This is a genomic window from Anaerocolumna sp. AGMB13025, assembly GCF_029689925.1.
Taxonomy (GTDB): Bacteria; Bacillota; Clostridia; order Lachnospirales; family Lachnospiraceae; genus Anaerocolumna.
In genome coordinates this window covers 5,565,992-5,584,617 of record NZ_CP121445.1, presented here as the reverse complement: position 1 = coordinate 5,584,617, position 18,626 = coordinate 5,565,992, and the positions used below count along the sequence as shown (strand labels likewise).

The 18,626-nt window shown below is 38.2% G+C and carries 16 protein-coding genes; 12 read left to right on the top strand and 4 right to left on the bottom strand.

Annotated features, from left to right (window positions below; translation table 11 throughout):
- Positions 1-317 precede the first annotated feature (317 nt).
- Positions 318-1,487 (top strand): iron-containing alcohol dehydrogenase, encoded by a 1,170-nt coding sequence (locus QA584_RS23225; RefSeq protein ID WP_278271482.1) that lies wholly within the window; start codon positions 318-320, stop codon positions 1,485-1,487.
- A 143-nt stretch (positions 1,488-1,630) separates the two neighbouring features.
- Here QA584_RS23225 and QA584_RS23220 read toward each other — a convergent pair whose 3' ends face one another.
- A complete protein-coding gene (locus QA584_RS23220) occupies positions 1,631-2,095 on the bottom strand; it encodes an Lrp/AsnC family transcriptional regulator (protein WP_278271481.1) in 465 nt (154 codons plus the stop codon).
- 574 nt (positions 2,096-2,669) lie between these two features.
- Here QA584_RS23220 and QA584_RS23215 point away from each other — a divergent pair.
- The 10 genes from QA584_RS23215 (at position 2,670) to QA584_RS23170 (ending at position 14,466) form a co-directional block, all read left to right on the top strand.
- Positions 2,670-4,118 carry an aspartate ammonia-lyase gene (locus QA584_RS23215; RefSeq protein WP_278271480.1) on the top strand — a complete coding sequence of 483 codons (1,449 nt, stop codon included), beginning with the start codon at positions 2,670-2,672 and terminating at the stop codon, positions 4,116-4,118.
- An 886-nt stretch (positions 4,119-5,004) separates the two neighbouring features.
- Complete coding sequence (locus QA584_RS23210; RefSeq protein ID WP_278271479.1) at positions 5,005-5,514, top strand: DedA family protein; 510 nt, start codon at positions 5,005-5,007, stop codon at positions 5,512-5,514.
- A gap of 118 nt (positions 5,515-5,632) precedes the next feature.
- The gene (locus QA584_RS23205) at positions 5,633-6,916 is read left to right on the top strand and encodes a glycosyltransferase (protein WP_278271478.1); all 1,284 of its coding nucleotides are present in this window, start codon (positions 5,633-5,635) and stop codon (positions 6,914-6,916) included.
- On the top strand, positions 6,897-7,517 hold the full coding sequence (locus QA584_RS23200) for a hypothetical protein (protein WP_278271477.1): 621 nt from the start codon (positions 6,897-6,899) through the stop codon (positions 7,515-7,517). The genes QA584_RS23205 and QA584_RS23200 overlap by 20 nt, the downstream gene beginning before the upstream one ends.
- Before the next feature lie 88 nt (positions 7,518-7,605).
- On the top strand, positions 7,606-7,980 hold the full coding sequence (locus QA584_RS23195) for a hypothetical protein (RefSeq protein ID WP_278271476.1): 375 nt from the start codon (positions 7,606-7,608) through the stop codon (positions 7,978-7,980).
- A 97-nt stretch (positions 7,981-8,077) separates the two neighbouring features.
- Positions 8,078-8,788: a response regulator transcription factor gene (locus QA584_RS23190; RefSeq protein ID WP_278271475.1), complete on the top strand. Its 711-nt coding sequence runs from the start codon at positions 8,078-8,080 to the stop codon at positions 8,786-8,788.
- Positions 8,763-11,063, top strand: coding sequence for a sensor histidine kinase (locus tag QA584_RS23185; protein ID WP_278271474.1), 2,301 nt, complete (start codon positions 8,763-8,765; stop codon positions 11,061-11,063). The genes QA584_RS23190 and QA584_RS23185 overlap by 26 nt, the downstream gene beginning before the upstream one ends.
- 507 nt (positions 11,064-11,570) lie before the next feature.
- A complete protein-coding gene (locus tag QA584_RS23180) occupies positions 11,571-12,224 on the top strand; it encodes a response regulator transcription factor (protein WP_278271473.1) in 654 nt (217 codons plus the stop codon).
- A 50-nt stretch (positions 12,225-12,274) separates the two neighbouring features.
- On the top strand, positions 12,275-13,690 hold the full coding sequence (locus tag QA584_RS23175; RefSeq protein WP_278271472.1) for a sensor histidine kinase: 1,416 nt from the start codon (positions 12,275-12,277) through the stop codon (positions 13,688-13,690).
- Positions 13,687-14,466 (top strand): hypothetical protein, encoded by a 780-nt coding sequence (locus QA584_RS23170; protein ID WP_278271471.1) that lies wholly within the window; start codon positions 13,687-13,689, stop codon positions 14,464-14,466. The genes QA584_RS23175 and QA584_RS23170 overlap by 4 nt, the downstream gene beginning before the upstream one ends.
- A 2-nt stretch (positions 14,467-14,468) precedes the next feature.
- Here the strand turns inward: QA584_RS23170 and QA584_RS23165 are convergent, their stop codons facing one another.
- From QA584_RS23165 to QA584_RS23155, 3 genes are all read right to left on the bottom strand, one after another.
- Complete coding sequence (locus tag QA584_RS23165; RefSeq protein ID WP_278271470.1) at positions 14,469-15,221, bottom strand: YfjL-like protein; 753 nt, start codon at positions 15,219-15,221, stop codon at positions 14,469-14,471.
- A gap of 62 nt (positions 15,222-15,283) precedes the next feature.
- Complete coding sequence (locus QA584_RS23160; protein WP_278271469.1) at positions 15,284-15,817, bottom strand: zf-HC2 domain-containing protein; 534 nt, start codon at positions 15,815-15,817, stop codon at positions 15,284-15,286.
- On the bottom strand, positions 15,817-16,305 hold the full coding sequence (locus QA584_RS23155) for an RNA polymerase sigma factor (RefSeq protein WP_278271468.1): 489 nt from the start codon (positions 16,303-16,305) through the stop codon (positions 15,817-15,819). The genes QA584_RS23160 and QA584_RS23155 overlap by 1 nt, the downstream gene beginning before the upstream one ends.
- 658 nt (positions 16,306-16,963) lie before the next feature.
- Here QA584_RS23155 and QA584_RS23150 point away from each other — a divergent pair.
- The gene (locus QA584_RS23150) at positions 16,964-18,328 is read left to right on the top strand and encodes an MATE family efflux transporter (RefSeq protein WP_278271467.1); all 1,365 of its coding nucleotides are present in this window, start codon (positions 16,964-16,966) and stop codon (positions 18,326-18,328) included.
- Positions 18,329-18,626 lie beyond the last annotated feature (298 nt).

Below are 18,626 nucleotides of genomic sequence, written 5' to 3'. Positions count from 1 at the left end.
GCACTTCCCGTAGGGAAAGTTCATTGTGTAATCCGCTTAGCTACGATAGTTTCAGTAAAAGGATGCGTTATTTTATTATTGAATCAATTAAAAAGATTTAATTAATACTAAATTGGAAAGTTTTGCTTAAATTTGCAATGAAAAAAATCCGTAGTAAAGAAAATCATTGACCTTGAGTTAAGTCTAAGGTGTAAGATAATACTTATATAGTCTTAGTTGAAAGAAAATTTCAGATAGAAAGGAATGCCGCATAGAGATTCTTTCAACTGTTTTATGCGGCAATACCGCATTTTAAATGTGGCAGGTAAGATGTTATCATGAAGTTTAACTATTATATTCCAACAAAAATATTATTTGGGAAAGGACAGCTTTCCAATCTCCACAAGCAGTCATTGCCAGGTAAAAAAGCCTTGATTGTTATTTCAGCCGGTAAATCCACAAAGGCTAATGGTTATCTGGAACGAGTGGAACATGAACTGAAAGCCGCAGGAATATCTTATGTCGTGTTTGATAAGATACTGCCAAACCCTGTAAAGACCCATGTAATGGAGGGAGCGGCACTGGCCAGGGAAAATGGCTGTGATTTTGTTATTGGTCTTGGCGGCGGCAGCAGTATCGATTCCGCTAAAGCCATAGCAGTTATGGCAGCGAATACCGGTGATTATTGGGATTATATCTTTGGCGGTTCTGGAAAAGGACTGCCGGTACCAGTTGACCCCCTTCCGGTAGTAGCAATTACTACCACAGCCGGAACTGGTACGGAAGCCGATCCCTGGACCGTTATTACCAAAGAAAATACGGAAGAAAAAATCGGTTTTGGCTATGATAAGACCTTCCCGGTACTTTCCGTAGTTGACCCTGATTTAATGCTTACGGTGCCTTCTGACCTGACTGCTTACCAGGGCTTTGATGCATTGTTTCACAGTACGGAAGGGTATATTAATAAGGCGGCGAACATCATGAGTGATATGTATGCCTTAAAGGCAATTGAACTGATTGGAAAAAACCTGGCTCTGGCAGTAGAAAACGGCGGCAATGAAAGTGCAAGGGAAATGGTTGCCCTTGGCAATACCTTAGCCGGTATGGTAGAATCCACATCAAGCTGTACTTCGGAGCATTCTCTGGAACATGCGTTAAGTGCATATCATCCGTCACTGCCACATGGAGCTGGTCTGATTATGATCAGCCGGGCTTATTATACACATTTTGCAAAACGCGGCTGCTGTGATGAAAGGTTAATAACTATGGCAAAAGCCCTGGGAAAAGACAATGCTGCAAAGCCCATGGATTTTGTTGAGGCCTTGGTGGAATTACAAAAAGCCTGTGATGTAGATAATCTTAAGATGTCCGATTACGGCATTAAAAAGGAAGAATTGGAGAAATATGCAGTAAAGGCTTATGATACCATGGGAGGACTCTTTGAAGGAGATCCCGCACCCTTAACGAAGGAAGACTGCATTGCCATTTTAGAGGACGCCTATAAATAAAGGAAAATAAGTAAAGGAAAATAAGTAAAGGCAAATAAGTAAAGGCAAATAAGTAAAGGCAAATAAATAGGGCAAATAAGACAGGGCAAATTAGTCAAGGCAAATAAATATGGATGGGGCAGATCATGGATTATGTAGCATACTTAGTCTGGCTGCCCTGTTTCTTCTGAACCTGTAATATCCTGGATTCCCCGGTGTTCCACTGCGGTGGAGAAAACAATCTGAGTACTGGTCCGACCGAATTTCTGAATCTGGCCAATAAAGGAATCAAGGTCCATGGTAGTGGAAAAACATACTTTAATCAGCATGGCATAGTGTCCGGTTACGCAGTTACATTCAATTACGTTGGGACAAGCCTTAATAAATGGATAAAACTCAGCTTTCTGATAAGGTTCCACTTCCAGATTAATAAAGGCTGTGATGTGGTAACCTAACTTAAACCAGTTAACTTCTGTGTGGTAACCCTTAATAATGCCCTCCTTTTCCAGTCTGGCAATTCTGGCAGCGACTGCCGGCGAAGATAGATATACCTTTTCTGCAAGGACTTTTAACGGAGTTCTGGCATTCTTTTGCAGCATCATCAAAATCTGTTCATCAATATGATCCATTTTTAGTAGATTCCTTTCTTTTTCCTGAATTTAGTGAATTTTATGTACAAAGTAAAAGCTTTCGTATACCCTAAGCTAGAATCTTAACAAGGATTTGGTGATTATAAAGCAGGTTATTACAGCATTCTATAACCTGTAAAAATTGTTGCGGGAAGAAGCAAGATGAAGCTGGGAAAAAGCAGTTTAAAAAGTCTATCACAAGTTTTAAAGGTTCTAGTACAGGTAATTTACATATATTAAACTTGTCTGGTAATTTTCTGAAGTTCTGAAATTACTGTAATTAAATTATAATATTATTCTGAATTCTTAATATTATAAATTATTGATAGATATTTTTCAAGCAACTAAGTTGACTTACTTATTTTTATTAAGTAAAACTAATAATCGAAATAAAAAGGTACTTTTAAATTCAGATTCTAAGGTTTAATATAAAAAAAGTTTTTAATCTTCACAATCTTCCAGGGTATATTTACGGAGAGAAAAAAAGGTGCTATTCTCATTTCCAGAACTTACAAAATCAATTATTGAAAAATCAATTACCGAAATGCATTTACTTGAAAGTGAGGAGATTCCAATGGAAATGAGAATCGAAGCGGATTCTATCGGCAGTATGGCAGTGCCTGCAAAAGCTTATTATGGAGTACAGAGTCTGAGGGCTAAGAAAAACTTTAACATTACAGGCAGACCCATGCACCCTGCCTTTATCAGAAATCTTGTTAAAATTAAAAAGGCGGCGGCCCTGACCAATCAAAACCTTCATCTGCTGGAGGAGCAAAAGGCAGAAGCCATCATCTGTGCCTGTAATGAGATTATAGAGGGAAAACTGATGGATCAGTTTATCGTGGATTCCATACAAGGCGGTGCCGGTACTTCGGCAAACATGAATGCAAATGAAGTAATTGCTAACCGTGCAGCAGAAATCTTAGGCGGAGATAAGGGGGATTATACTCTGATTCATCCCAACGATCATGTCAATATGGCGCAATCTACCAATGATGTGATACCCAGTGCAGGGAAACTTACGGTTTTGGAGCTGCTTCCCAGGACAATCCAGGAATTAAAACGTCTTCACTCAGCCCTTCTTAAAAAATCCAATGAATTTGATCATATATTAAAAATCGGCAGAACCCAGCTTCAGGACGCGGTGCCTATGCGGCTTGGTCAGACCTTTCATGCCTATGCTTCTATGATTTTAAGGGATATCAAACGTATTGAAAAATCCCAGGAGGAAGTAATGGTATTAAATATGGGTGGAACAGCCATCGGAACAGCTATTAATGCCAATCCTGAGTATTTATCACAAATCGTTCCAAACATTAATAAAGTATGTAAAACTACCTGCATTCAAGCAGGGGATCTAATAGATGCCACCCAGAACCTGGACGGATTTGTGCAGGTATCCGGTGCACTAAAGACCTGCGCGGTGAATCTGTCAAAGCTTTGTAATGACTTAAGGCTGTTATCCAGTGGTCCAAGGGCTGGTATCGGTGAGATTAATCTTCCCCCAAAACAAAACGGTTCTTCCATTATGCCCGGTAAAATCAATCCGGTCATACCGGAAGTGGTTACCCAGGTGGCTTTCCATATAATTGGTAATGATATGGCAATTACCCTGGCAGCAGAAGCTGGGCAGCTTGAATTAAATGCATTTGAACCGGTTTTATTCTATAGTTTATTTGAATCTATCGAAACCCTGACCGGTGCGGTGGCAACGTTAGTAGATAATTGTATTGCAGATATTAGTGCCAATGAAGAACGGTGTCTGGAGCTGTTAGAGAAAAGTGTGGGGATTTCTACTGCTTTATGCCCCTATATTGGTTATGAAAGGTCTGCGGAACTTGCTAAAAAGTCTCTTAAGACAGGAATTCCTCTTAAGGAGCTGGTGCTTATGGAGACCTTCTTAACGAAAGAACAGTTAGAGGATATTTTAAATCCGGCGGCTATGACGAAGCCGGAGTTTGGGCAGGGGAAATTAAACGGATGCTTTAATTTAGGATATCTAGGGGGGACTTCGCAGTTTTAGAGGTTGTGGATACTTGATAATATCAGCTTTGGGTGTTTGGGCGAAAGCATCGGTTGGGGATATCTTTCCTAAGCTTAGATACTGAGTCTGAATTCATTAATGATTTTTTCATAGGGTTAAAGCAAGGGTAAAAAGGCACAAACTCCTCGCAGGCTCGTCAGACAGTGTGCCTTTTTACCCTTAACCCTATGAAAAAGTCATAAATGAATTTAGCAGACTCAGTATAAAGCGCTTAGGAAAGATATCCCCAACCGATGCTTTCTGCTTTTCGTGTGTAGAGCTGATATTATCAAGTTTTTTTAGTTTTTTGGGCTGCGAAGTTGTTTTATATAGAAGGTGAATTTTTTGAGATTATTAGGAGTAGTAAATTCGTAATAATCTTTTTTTTTATGTGATGAACATTGGGTTCTATTTTATAGTTTTAGTCAGAATAGAAGGCTTTTGCGGGAGTGTTATTATATTAAGGTAGTGCGCTGGTTGAGAAAAACAGTTCGTTCTTTTTATTTGATATTTGAATCATAGTTATACAAAAAAATTATGGAAATGATTCCGCAAATACTACTCTCTACATATAATATTTATGTCTAATTGAGTCTTTTTTTCGTATATGAATTCTGATGAGAACGGTTTGATTTACTGATACAATATATATTACAATATATATAAGAGTTTTAATTCTATTCTAAAGTCTTTCATGTAAGCTGGTTAAACTGCTTCATATTTTATTTTTTGCATCTTTTTTAAACAATTCTTTAGAAATTCTTTCGTTTTATATGATGAGGATTTTTAGATTTGTTTGGTAGGATAGTAAAGAACTGCAAAAGAATAATAGTAAGGAGCAAATGAAGTATGCGGATTAAATGCTTTAGAAAGAGGAAAATGATTCATGGATATACAAATGTTAACGGGCTACTTTCATCAATACGGATCCATCGCGATATTCGTCATCGTGTTTTTAGAATACTTAAATCTGCCCGGGTTTCCCGCAGGGGTGGTTATGCCGCTAGCGGGCATATGGGCTTCACAGGGAGGAATTGGCTTTGGAATGGCGCTTTTTTTGTCGGTATTGGCTGGTCTTTGTGGGAGCTTAGTTCTTTACTTTTTGGGAAGGTTCGGGGGTGAGTTTTTACTAAATAAATATACTCTTAAATTTCCGAAGCATAAAGAGGTTATTGAACGGACCATGGAACGGATTCGAAAAAAAGGGTATATAGGTGTATTTGCAGGTAAATTAATTCCAATGATTCGGACGGTTATTTCCATACCTGCTGGGGTCCTTAAAATGAATCTTTTAGGATATACCCTGTTTTCCTTGATGGGAATTACATTATGGAATCTGGTCTTTGTGGGAGCCGGATATTTCTTTGGGGATGCTGTACTTAAATTGTTAGCCTGATAGGAAAGGGCAAGAAGAATAATAATTTTTGTTGAAGCATTTTTAGGCCGGCGAAAAGCATAGAGGATGCTTTTTACTTAGTAGTTGATTGCTGCGAATGCGGCAGATGGAGGTAATTATGAGAATTGCCATGTTAACCAATAATTATAAACCATACGTGGGAGGGGTACCCATATCCATAGAACGTCTGGCAGGCGGACTTCGCAGTTTGGGGCATGAAGTATACATCTTTGCCCCCAGTTATGATGGGGAGACAGAAGAACCTTTTGTAATAAGATATCATTCCAGAAAAAAGAAATTACGGGGGGAATATGTGGTACCGGATATATTTGATCCAAAGATTGCGGAAGTATTTACTGCCATCTCCTTTGATGTAATCCATGTACATCATCCTATGCTGATGGGGTATACGGCACAGTACCTCAGCAAAAAATACCACTTACCCATTGTATTTACGTATCATACCAGATATGAGCAGTATCTTCACTATATACTTCCGGCGGAAAAATGGAGCAGCGCCGGCAGGAAGGAAAGGCATAGTACCTTTCGTTCTCTGGAAAAAAAACTCCTTTATAACGGAGGTGAAAAACTGGTTACGATTCATAACCGCATTTTTACCAACCAATGTGATCTGGTATTTGCGCCAACTCCCAGTATCAAGAAATATTTACAGGAACACGGCACCAATACGGTAGTTGAGGTAATCCCAACTGGCTTATCCGGCAAGGAATTTGAATTTAATAAATCCAGGGTAAAAGAAATCAGAGGTAAGTATCTGGGTTCTAAAAAGTGCCTGTTCTGTACGGTTTCCAGACTGGAAAAAGAAAAAAATATTGATTTCTTACTAGAGGGATTAAAGAAGCTGAAAGAAAACTGGGGTGATTGTTTCAGACTTTTAGTATTAGGAGAAGGCTCCCAAAGGGAAGAACTGATAACCAGAACAGCAGAGCTTGGACTAAACGAGAACGTTGCATTCTGCGGTTTGATTTCCCATGAGGAACTTACCAACTACTATCATGCCAGTGATGTATTTTTATTTGCCTCCCAGTCAGAAACCCAGGGAATTGTTTTACTGGAAGCCATGGCAGCCGGACTACCAGTAATCGCCATTAAAGCCAGCGGAGTAACCGATGTAGTCACAGATGGTAAAAATGGATATATGACCGAGAAAGACAGCGAACAATGGGAAAAAAAACTTGAGTTGGTAATCAATAAGAAACATTTATATTTAGAGATGAAGAAGGAAGCTCTCAAAGTGGCAAAACAGTATCTGGCAGTCCAGGTCGCCAGAAATGTAGAAAAATACTACCAAACTATACTAATAACAGATAATGTACAGAATAAACGCAAAACATTTTTTCATCAAAGGCTGGTAAAAGAATATGAAGATAAAACCTTTTAAACAGATCAATAAACAGGTAGTAGCAGGAGGATTGTTTCATACCTATATCCGACTGGTCGGAGCCACCGGTCGGATCAAAATCAATCATATCGACAGAATACAGCAAAATACCATGCTTGGATACTGGCATGGCGACAGCTACTGTATGCAGCTGGTATTAAAAGAAGTGGCGAAAAAAAGAAAACGGATTCAGGTAATTGTAACCGCAGATAAACGGGGTGATGCCATTGAATACATGATAAACCACTATGACGCAAAAGCAATCCGGCTGCCTGATGGCTTAAAGATGCGACCTTTCTTCGCCCAATTAAAAGCAGAAAGCCTGTCGGAAGGAGGCATACTGGCAACGGCTCTTGACGGTCCCCTCGGTCCCTTACATGAACCTAAAAAATTACTATTTCTATTAGCCCTGGAATCCGATAAAGAAATGACCTATGTACATTTTACCTACCGCCGTGTCCTTCGTATAAAGCGAAGATGGGATAACTATGTAATTCCCCTGCCCTTCTCAAAAATAACCGCCGAAATTGAAGATTTGGGTAAAATAGAAAAATCAGATTTAGCTAATTTCAAGGAATACCAGAATAGGCTGGTTTATTGATTATGATCTTTGTTCAGACTTCTGCCTGAACAAACGCATTAGACTACAATCAGGGAAAACTAATGCAAATACAATTGAAGAAAGAATAATGGTAATTATGAAGATAAAAAAGACAGCATTAATTTATACGATCGCAGCTTTCATTATAGCGATTGGACTTGTATCTGTTTTTATGTTTACAAAAACAGGTGCTAAAACGCAGCTGACTCAGGGAGACTTTGCTAAAGAATTTTCTAGGTATAGTAACTATGGTATAGAATATGCAGGCACTGAATACAACCCAGATATCCCGGGAAGCGGTAGAGGAACCCTTTATTATAACGGACAATTAGTAAAAAAATTTATTGATAGAAAAGATACAAAGGATATATTGATTTATACGGATAAAAAAGACGAGGGTATTACTGTTTATACCATATATGATGAAAATGGCAGATTAAGCGGGGTTGAAAAGAAACAGTGAAAGCATTTAATTATTGGCTATAACAGTGTGCGGTGAAGCTTTCCCACCGTTTAACACGGATTCTATCCCAAAATAAAAAAACGAACCGGAGGGTACCATGGATTCCTATCATGTTTTAGTAGTGGAAGACGACAAAGAAATATTGGAGGGTGTCAGCATATACCTGAAAAATCAAGGCTATACCGTATATAAAGCTTACAACGGCTTAGAAGGCTTGGAAATCATCAATAAGGAAGAAATCCACCTGGCTATCGTAGATATCATGATGCCTGTAATGAATGGTATCACCATGACCCTAAAGCTGCGGGAAAAATATGAATTTCCGGTAATTATGCTAACTGCAAAGTCAGAGGAGATTGATAAAGTAACAGGGCTTAATATAGGAGCAGATGATTATGTGACAAAACCGTTCACGCCTATGGAACTGCTGGCAAGAGTGAACTCCCACCTGCGCCGATACTCCAAGTATCTGAATATGCTAAAAGATAAGACGGAAGAGAAGGAAGAGAATGTATACATAATAGGAGGTCTTGAATTAAATGAAAATACAGTTCAGGTTACGGTTGACGGTAATCCCGTTAAAGTAACACCTTTGGAATTTAAAATACTGGCTTTACTAATCAAAAATCCGGGCAGAGTTTTTTCTGCTGAAGAAATATATGAAAGAGTATGGAACGAACGGGCCGTTGCAACGGATACCATCATGGTCCATATCAGAAACATCCGTGAAAAGATTGAGATAAATACAAAAAATCCAAAATATTTAAAGGTGGTATGGGGCGTTGGATACAAAATTGAAAAACAATAACGTACAAAGGATAATTGGAAGGCTTATCGTTTTCCTGATTTTATCGGTCGTTGCCGCAGGAATGATAGCATCTTATCCTATTATTTTAAAAAATGCTAATAATATAATTGCTTTAACGAAAAACCAGGATGAAAAAGCAAAATCCGGTTTGAAGGAGTATTACAAAGAAGAGTTCTTAAAAGAATTATACCGAGGTAATTACAGCCTTTACTGGGATATGAAAGAAGAGGTAAAGGATACGAAGACCTCTCCGGCAGAAACGTTTCTTTCAGAGCCTATGATTGAGCTGCAGCACCAGCTTGACAAAGCTGACATTATAGATAACTCAAGCGAAAAGGTTTCAGACAAAGTAAACTTTTTAGCAGGCTTTGATAATTTGTTGAATAATTGGCACGAAAAATTTTTTCAGATAGATCTTGGCAGTTATAGTTTAGAATATTATATCATTGACCATAAGACAGGAAAAACCTTAACCAATACCATAGACCCGATCAACTTAATGACTGAAAAAACAGAAGAAGCACTTAAGTTAAAAGCTTCTTATTCCTTTTATACAGTATTTAATTATAATGAGGAGGGTGAACTTACCCAGCAAAAGAATTACGGTCTTGACGATAAAGACGTAGATGCTTTTAATAACTATCAGTTGACCAAGGAGTTATTTTTACAGGATCTAAATAACAACAATTGGGTTAATTATTTAAGCCAGATCGGTAATCCCTCGGATGTAACCATTATATACGCAGCAAAACCCATTACCTTTTATATACCTGACGGATCCAGTCATAATACGGATAGCTGGCGGCAGGAATGGGCTTTTAGCAGCGGCGGATTTGAGATTGCATATGCACTGGGTATCATCGTTGTCATCCTGGCAGCATTACTGCTGCCCTTTAAAAAATCCTGGGAACTGGAAAAGGGTCTGCTTGGAAGGATTCCTTTGGAATTAGGTCTTATCTTAACTGCGAATACCCTCGCAGCCTATGATGCTTTACTGAGTATGACCAGGGAAACGGCTGTCAGCGAATTTATCCATTTTTCTGAATATTCTATTTTACCGGACTGGATTAAGTTAGCATTTGACTATGGGGTGAATTATCTGATATGGATGCTTATCTTTTTAATCTGGTTTGCAGCTGTCTTATCCATAAGATCTGTATTTTCCTTAGGAATAAAGAAATTTGTAAAAGAAAGGACGATTACCGGGATACTACTGATCTGGCTTAAACGAAATCTTAAAAAACTTTTTGCTTCCTTGGCAGATGTGGATTTGACCGAGCCTTCCAACAAGGCAATCATTAAAATCCTTTCAGTTAATTTTGTAATTCTTATGCTTTTATGCAGTATCTGGATAGCAGGTATTGCCGTATTAATTCCTTATTCTATACTATTGTTTTTCATCATGAGAAAGTACTTTAGTGATATTAAATATAAATATGGAATCCTATTAAATGCAACCAGCAGTATGGCAGAAGGGAATCTGGAAGTTATGGTTTCGGAAGATTTGGGCATTTTTAATCCCTTAAAGGAAGAATTAGCAAAGGTTCGATTCGGTTTTAAGAAGGCTGTGGAGGAAGAGATGAAAAGCCAGAAAATGAAGACCGAATTAGTCACCAATGTATCCCATGACTTAAAAACCCCCTTAACAGCAATCATCACCTATATTAATCTGTTAAAGGAAGGCAATATCACCGAAGAGGAGAGGAATTCCTATATCGATACCCTGGATCAGAAAGCCCTGAGACTAAAGCGCCTGATTGAAGATTTATTTGAAATCAGTAAAGCCTCCAGCCATAACGTTACATTGAATCTGGTAGATATGGATCTGCTCTCTTTAATCAAGCAGGTGGAACTGGAACTTTCGGATAAAATAGAAGAGTCAAAGGTGGAATTCCGCCATCAATTTACCGCAGAAAAACTGATTTTAACTCTGGACAGTGATAAAACCTATCGTATTTTTGAAAATCTGATTCTTAACATAACAAAATATGCCATGCCTCATACCAGAGCATATATAGAGATTGTGTCTTCTGAAACTGAGGTAATCGTAAGTATTAAAAATGTTTCTGCTACTGAGATTAACTTGAGTCCCGAGGAAATCAGCGAACGTTTTGTGCGGGGAGATAAGTCCCGGAATACAGAAGGTTCCGGTCTTGGTCTTGCTATTGTGAAAAATTTCGTGGAACTTCAAGGTGGTAAATTCGAGATACAATTAGACGGTGATTTATTTAAAGCTATAATCGTTTGGAAACGCAGTAAGGGTGAGGAGATATAATCCTTATTCTCTCTAAGGAAATCTATTTAATGAGTTCGGATTCGATTTCTATGGAGATTGGAAGCCATTAAAGAATAGAGTGTTTACAGCCGGTTTTCATCCATGAATTATCCTTGTATTTTATGCAATTATTTTGTGACGGCATTATGTACCATTGTGGCAGCTGCATAAAAAGTTAAGGATAAACCAGGATGATAACCGGCTGTTTGCTATATTACCAATTGTGCGTCAATGAGTCTTTACTGTGTACAGGAGGGGAATGTAAGAAGCTTGAGAGTAAGAAAACCTAAGTTTCACAGCGTGAATCGGGAAGGGTGTTATTATCCGCATGCGATTGCATCGGGCATGGATGTGAACTAGAACGTTTCAGCAGGATTTTGTGTCTTATACTTCCATATAACATATGATGCAAATATGATACAATTATGATGTAATCTTTTTAGTATGACCGGAAGCTATAAGTGGGTGCTGCAAGCAGGTTAAGAATAGAAAATGATGGGAGCCATTATGTTAAAGATTTTAATTGTAGAAGATGAAAAGCCAATTTCAAATCTGATTAAACTAAGCCTTACGAATGCCGGCTACCAATGCGAGTGTGTATATGATGGTCTGGCGGCAGCCGATAAGATCGAACAGGTTAATTATGATCTTATCTTACTGGATATTATGCTGCCAAAGGTAAATGGTTATGAACTGCTGGAATATATAAGGCCTCTTGGCATACCGGTCATATTCATAACTGCAAAGGCAGCGGTGACAGACCGGGTAAAGGGATTAAAGCTTGGAGCAGATGACTATCTGACAAAGCCTTTTGAAATAATAGAATTACTGGCAAGAGTGGAATCGGTCTTAAGAAGATATCATAAAACGGAATTAAAACTATATATCGATGATCTCGAAATTGACACCCAGTCCCGGATAGTGAAAAAAAACGGTGAGAACATCACCTTGACCAAAAAAGAATATGAATTGCTGCTGTTATTTATACAGAATAAAAATATAGCTCTATTTCGGGACAAGATTTATGAGAGAATATGGGAATGCGAATATATGGGTGACAGCCGGACCGTTGATCTCCATGTCCAGAGAATGCGCAAAAAGGTGGGCTGGGAGGATAAAATTACAGCCGTGTATAAAATCGGTTACCGGTTGGAGGTGTAAGTTAAAAGCTAATTACGATGTGTGCAACAGCACACGATGGGAGTGTTTTTATGAAGTTTTCCTGGAAAGTTTTTTTTAGTACCATCATTATGATACTGATTACTTTTAGTATTGGTGGTTATCTCTTAGTAGCCGCTTTATTTGAGTCCTCTTACGAAAGGGAAGTAGCCAGCGCAAAGGAGGAAAATAAGATGCTTCAGTTTTCCATAGCCACGGCCCTGTCAGCTATCACAGAGGACGGAGATTCGGTTAAAGATAATACCATAGCAGATATTGTAAATTCTATGGTTGCAACCATAAACGGAAAGAAAATGCTGCTGCGTGTCAGTAATCAAAACTTTAAAGTTATCTACCAGACCAAAGGAGTCAAGTTTGATAATAAGCTCTTAAAAAGCATTAATTCCAAAAACCGTGGAAATACCTTGCTGGAACAGAACAAAGAGTATTATATCCAGACAGCCTCCATGATTCATTTAGGAGAACAGCAGATATACCTGGAAAGCTTTCGCAATATTAGCGGTATCTATACAGAACGGGAGGAACAGTACAGAATCTATCAGCAGTTACTGATTGGTCTGATTGTGATAAATGGTATTATCAGTTATCTGATATCGTTATGGATTACTTATCCCATTAAAAAAGTATCCAGGGTTGCCCATAAAATATCCAACGGAAGCCTGGATAACCGGGTATCCATTCGTAGCAAGGATGAGATTGGAAGGCTTGCGGAGGATTTTAACCGGATGACCGACAGTTTGGAGGAGAAAATTCATCAACTACAGGAGGCGGCCAGAAGGCAGGAAGACTTTATCGGAAGCTTTGCCCATGAACTGAAAACTCCGTTAACTTCCATAATCGGCTATGCAGATATTCTGCGGTCTAATAAAATGACTACAGAGATGATTGTCCTGTCTGCCGATTATATCTTTAAAGAAGGCATCCGCCTGGAAGCACTTTCCCTAAAGCTGCTGGAACTAATTGTAATGCAGAAACAGGAACTGGACTTAAAGAAGGTCAGGGCGAAACAGTTGTTTGATGAAGTACAGGGGTTGGTATCCCCGGTTCTTGAAAAGGAGGGAATCCATATTACCCTGGAAATCCAGGATACCTGGCTGTATCTGGAACCGGACCTGATGAAGACAGTACTTATCAACCTAATTGATAATGGAAAGAAAGCAATTGAGGGAACTGGCTTTATTACTATAAAAGGTATTATTGAAAAAGACGGCTACAGTATCTATGTACAGGATTCCGGAAAAGGAATTCCACAAGAGGAGCTGTCAAAGATTACAGAAGCTTTTTATATGGTAGATAAATCGAGAGCCAGAGAAAAAGGAGGCGCAGGACTGGGTCTTGCAATCTGTTTAGAAATAATAAAAAGACATCATGGAGTAATTAATTTTGAAAGTACAGTAGGAATTGGCACCACAGTCCATGTGTTCCTAAAGGAGGAGGGTGAAGTGTGAAAACTATAATAAAATATACAGCAATGATTACAGTAACACTTTTACTATCCTATTTATGCTTTGTCCTGCCACCGGGATTTTCTGCTTACAAAGACTTAAAAACGGTGGGACAGGTTAATCTTGAGACCCTGGAAGAAACCAATGTGGTACTAAAAAAGCATATGACCATGCTTGAAAAAATCAATTTGCTTCAAGGTCAGGATATTGACAGCAACGGTATTCTCTTAAAACAGGGAAAAGAATTAACGGAGGAAAAGGCGATAAAAGCGTGTATAGAAGAAACGGCAAAGTTAAAGGAACTTGGTATTTTGGGTGATTCTGATTTTGGGATCGATTTCGATAAGGACTACTCAAGTACCCAGATTAACTTCTATATCAGCACCGCCGATCCCTCCAAATCCGTCATCATTTGGAATGTTATATTTGTAAAGGATAATAATTTTATTATTATCAGTCTGGATGATGAAACCAGTAAAATTATTGGTTTTGTGACCAGTGATAAGTCTGTCTTTCAGGCAGAGGACGGTGATTATGAACAAATCATAAAAGGCTTAGGAAGTTATCTGGGTCTGGAAGTTACGGATATGGAACTCCCAGAAGTACGGGAGAAATACAATCTAACAATGTATAATAAAAATATAGGTATGAATGTAACCTTTTCAGATGGCAGGCAACAGCTCGACAGTACGGTCTATATGTTTAAAACCGGCTTTAGCATAGGTGTTTATGATTCCCGCTTATATGAACTTATTTATAAGAATATAAAAAGGTATTGAAACTACTTTTTATGAGAGTCCTCCCAAGCCGACTGATGTTTTTTAAGTTCCTCGGTTAAATTTGCAGTGTTTATTTTATCCGCCGGGAAATCAATTACTTCTACACGGTGGTTAGAAGGTTTTTCATCAGCTTCATCAGCTTCTAGTGCAAGAGAGTAGGTCTTAATGGGTATCTTATGCTTTTCCATAATAGCATGTAATTGAAGTAGCCGCTCGCCTAAGACTTCATAGGTTAATTCCTTACTGGTACAATATACACATAAAGAGGCAGGAAGGGGTGGAGTGGTAATGTCATAGGGCATATCGAGTTTAAGCTTGTTTAAGTCAAATTCGTCTTTGCCGTAGTCTGCTAAAACTATAGTGGTTTTATAGGGGAATTCCTGGCTTAGGATTCCCTCCACATCCTTTGTGAAAGCATCTGAGAGACGGCGGTAGGTTGTGAAGCAGTTGGCAACTTCGTAACTATAATCATCCGTAATCCTGCCCCGACCATAGCTTATCATAAATGTGGTATCCGGGCTGGTGTTGGACTGCGCTTTGGAATAATAAGAGGAATCTGTAAAATTATATTTCGTTTCCGAAAGTGTTAAATCAAGATCAGGGTAAGTTTTATCCACATATGCTTTTATTTTGTTATCAGCCAGTTTAGCAGACAGGGGATTACCCATAAATCCATTGTATAAAATCAATAAGAAAAATATAAGTATAAATGCGGTAATACCTGCAATAAATTTTAGGATTGATTTTTGTTTCATTATTTGTTTCACCTTTCTTAATTTAAAATTACTATCAAAAGTGATAGGGGCGTTAGAAAGAATCATTCTTTTTTGAAGGCAAAATGCAGCAGCATACCTATTATTGCACCAATAAGCACAAGGAAGGTATAGATCCCCGATAAATAGAATGCCATAATAACGCTTTCCATGGCAAATTTGTGTATTTCAAGGGTCTTGCCGATAAACAGCCAGAGCAGGGAGAGGGAAAACACACCGGATAGACATAAGTACCATCTGGATTTTAAGGTGTAATATCCAACTGCACCGACTGTGGGCATAATAATAAAATTATTAAACATACCCATGGAGTCAGATAAAAATACCCCAAGGAATGCTCCGGCAGTTAACATAAAAAGTCCAACAAAGACCAGCTTTTTCTTAATCCGGTTAATATTATCACGGTCATGGGTCTCCGATAGGGGATACCCCTCCCTGTGCTCATACATGGTACGGCATAAGTCACAGGTTTTAATATGTTCCTTGACCAGATCTGTACTGTCTTTACTAGCTACATTATCATGAACCAGGGGAATTAAATCCTGGCATATATCACAGGATATATCTTTGTATTCCATTATAAGAGCCCCTCCTTTTCAAGAATTGATTTAAGCCATAGTTTGGTTCTAAAGTCAATTACCCTGGCAGAGCTTTCGGATAATTCCAGTTTGTTTGAAATCTCACAATAAGAAAATCCATCTACTCTCATCCCGACTATATTCCTTGTCCTGTCATCTTTCGTACTTAACAATTCTTTTATTCTTTTAACAATCTCTTTTGAAATGATATGTTCCGTAATATCATTTGAAACATACATACCGAGGAGTTCATCAAAACCCACATCCTTTTTCTGATTCCTCAATTGTTGCAGCCAGGTATTGCGCGCTATACCAAATAACCAGGTTTTTACGGAGGATTCACCCCGAAAGCCCGGAAGGCTTATGATTGCTTTTATAAAAGTCTCAGACATTAAATCTTCGGCAAGGGTATGATTATGTGTTAAGCTTATTAGATAGATATAGATATCCTGCTTGTATTTCATATATAAATCTTCAATTTCAAACACGCAAATCCCCCTTTCCAATTTATAAGTCACAAAAATTGAGTTTTTGTTACAGATAGTTAATAAAAATTTTTAATTGTAAATAATAACAAGCTAATTATACCACAGAACATAAACAAATCAGACCACAGAACATAAACAAATCAGACCGCAGAACATAAATAAATCAGACCACAGAACATAAACAAATCAGACCGCAGAACATAAACAAATCAGACCACAAAACATAAACAAATCAGACCTGACTGAATTGAAGAAAATAAATAAAGTAAGAAAATTACACGACTAAAATACAGAAATAAGGTTCTGATAATGGAACTCATAAATAATATACAGGTTCCTATATTTTAGTTACTTTGAGGAGGAGCGGAGATCGTGTGTTCTTGTGAGGATGGATTGCATTCTATTGCATAATCTTCTATTTTATTGTTACTTTTATTAGATTGGCTATTCTATTGTATTTTATTGTATTGTTTTTTACATTGACTTTCCCTTGCAGAAATGTTAACTTGTCCTTTGTGAGGCTTTTTTTCTTTAATCTGTATTATAATTTTTCTGTTATAGGAGTTTACTTTGTAATATGCATTTTGGCATGAAAACAAGTAAAGAATACAGATTATGTATTAAAAGGGAAACGATTTTGTACTAAAGGAGTGTTTTTATGACCTATATAAATAGCAGTGAAGAAAAAAAGACATTTTATAAATTGGTATTTAGCCTGGTACTTCCAATGGCTTTACAAAACCTGATTAATGTAGGGGTTACTTCGGCAGATATTATCATGCTTGGTAAAGTCAGTGAGATTTCTTTATCGGGAGCTTCCTTAGCAGGTCAGGTGCAGTTTATCATGACCCTTATCTTCTTTGGCCTGACCTCAGGTGCAGCCGTCATGACCGCCCAGTATTGGGGGAAAAAGGATGTTCATACCATTGAGAAGGTTCTTGGAATTACTATGAGGTTTGCCCTGGTGACGGCAGTTATATTTACTGTGGCAGTACTTCTTTTTCCTGGGCCGATTATGAGTTTATTTACCTCAGAGGAAGCAGTGCGGAGTGAAGGCGTACAGTACTTAAAGATTGTTGGTGTTTCCTATATATTTACGGCGATTACCATGATTTATTTAAATATCATGCGTAGTGTGGAAAGAGTTATAATTTCCACGGTGGTTTATCTGGTGTCTTTAATTGTTAATGTAATCTTAAATGCAATATTTATCTTCGGGTTGTTTGGGATTTCACCTATGGGTATCAGGGGTGCCGCGCTGGCTACACTGATTGCCAGGGTTATTGAATTTATTATTGTGTTTATTTATGCCAATAAGATAAACAGACAAGTAAAATTCCATATCAAAAACCTGTTTATTAGTGATAAGTTATTAATGAAGGATTTTCTGACCTTTGCTTTTCCGGTTATGTTAAACGAATTAATCTGGGGAGCAGGTACTTCCACCAATGCGGCGATTATCGGACACTTAGGCAGTGCCGCGGTGGCAGCGAATTCCGTAACCCAGGTAACCAGACAGCTGGCTATGGTTATTGCCTTTGGATTAGCCAATGCTACGGCAATCACCATCGGTAAAGCCATTGGAGAGCAGAAGGAAGAACTGGCTAAGGTATATGCAAAGCGTTTTGTCCGGCTGACTCTTATGGTAGGTATCCTCGGCGCGGGAGTCATTCTGGTGGTATCACAGATTGCCCAAAACCAGCTGACCCTAAGCCCGGATGCCAAATATTATTTAAAAATAATGATGTTTGTCATGTCCTATTTTGCAGTATGTCAAGCTTATAATACCACAATGATTGTAGGGGTTTTCCGAGCCGGAGGTGATACTAAATTCGGGTTGCTTTTAGATGCCTCCACCCTTTGGGGGTGTTCCATCCTATTTGGTGCCCTGGCTGCTTTTGTCTGGAAATTACCGATACCCATTGTATATATGATTATCATGAGTGATGAAATTATTAAAATTCCTTTATCTACCCTGCGTTATAAATCTTATAAATGGCTGCGGAATGTTACCAGAGATTAAAACTGTAATGGAATTCTATGGATTTTTCATTGACAAATAAGCACATACCGATTATCATAATTATAGTAAATGAAAGGATGGGTTATTGTATGTTAAGTGTGTCTGTATTGGAGAACTCAACTAAATAGTTGGAAAAGGTGTATCAAACTGCGGCAGTATAGCTGCTTTTGTTTTTGCGCCTTTTTGGGGATATGGCTATGTCACCCCTAAGACATCTACCTTACAGACTGCTTAAATAACCTTGCATATAGAATCAAACCGGTTTGGTTTGATAAAAAAGTGTGGTGTAGTATTGTGC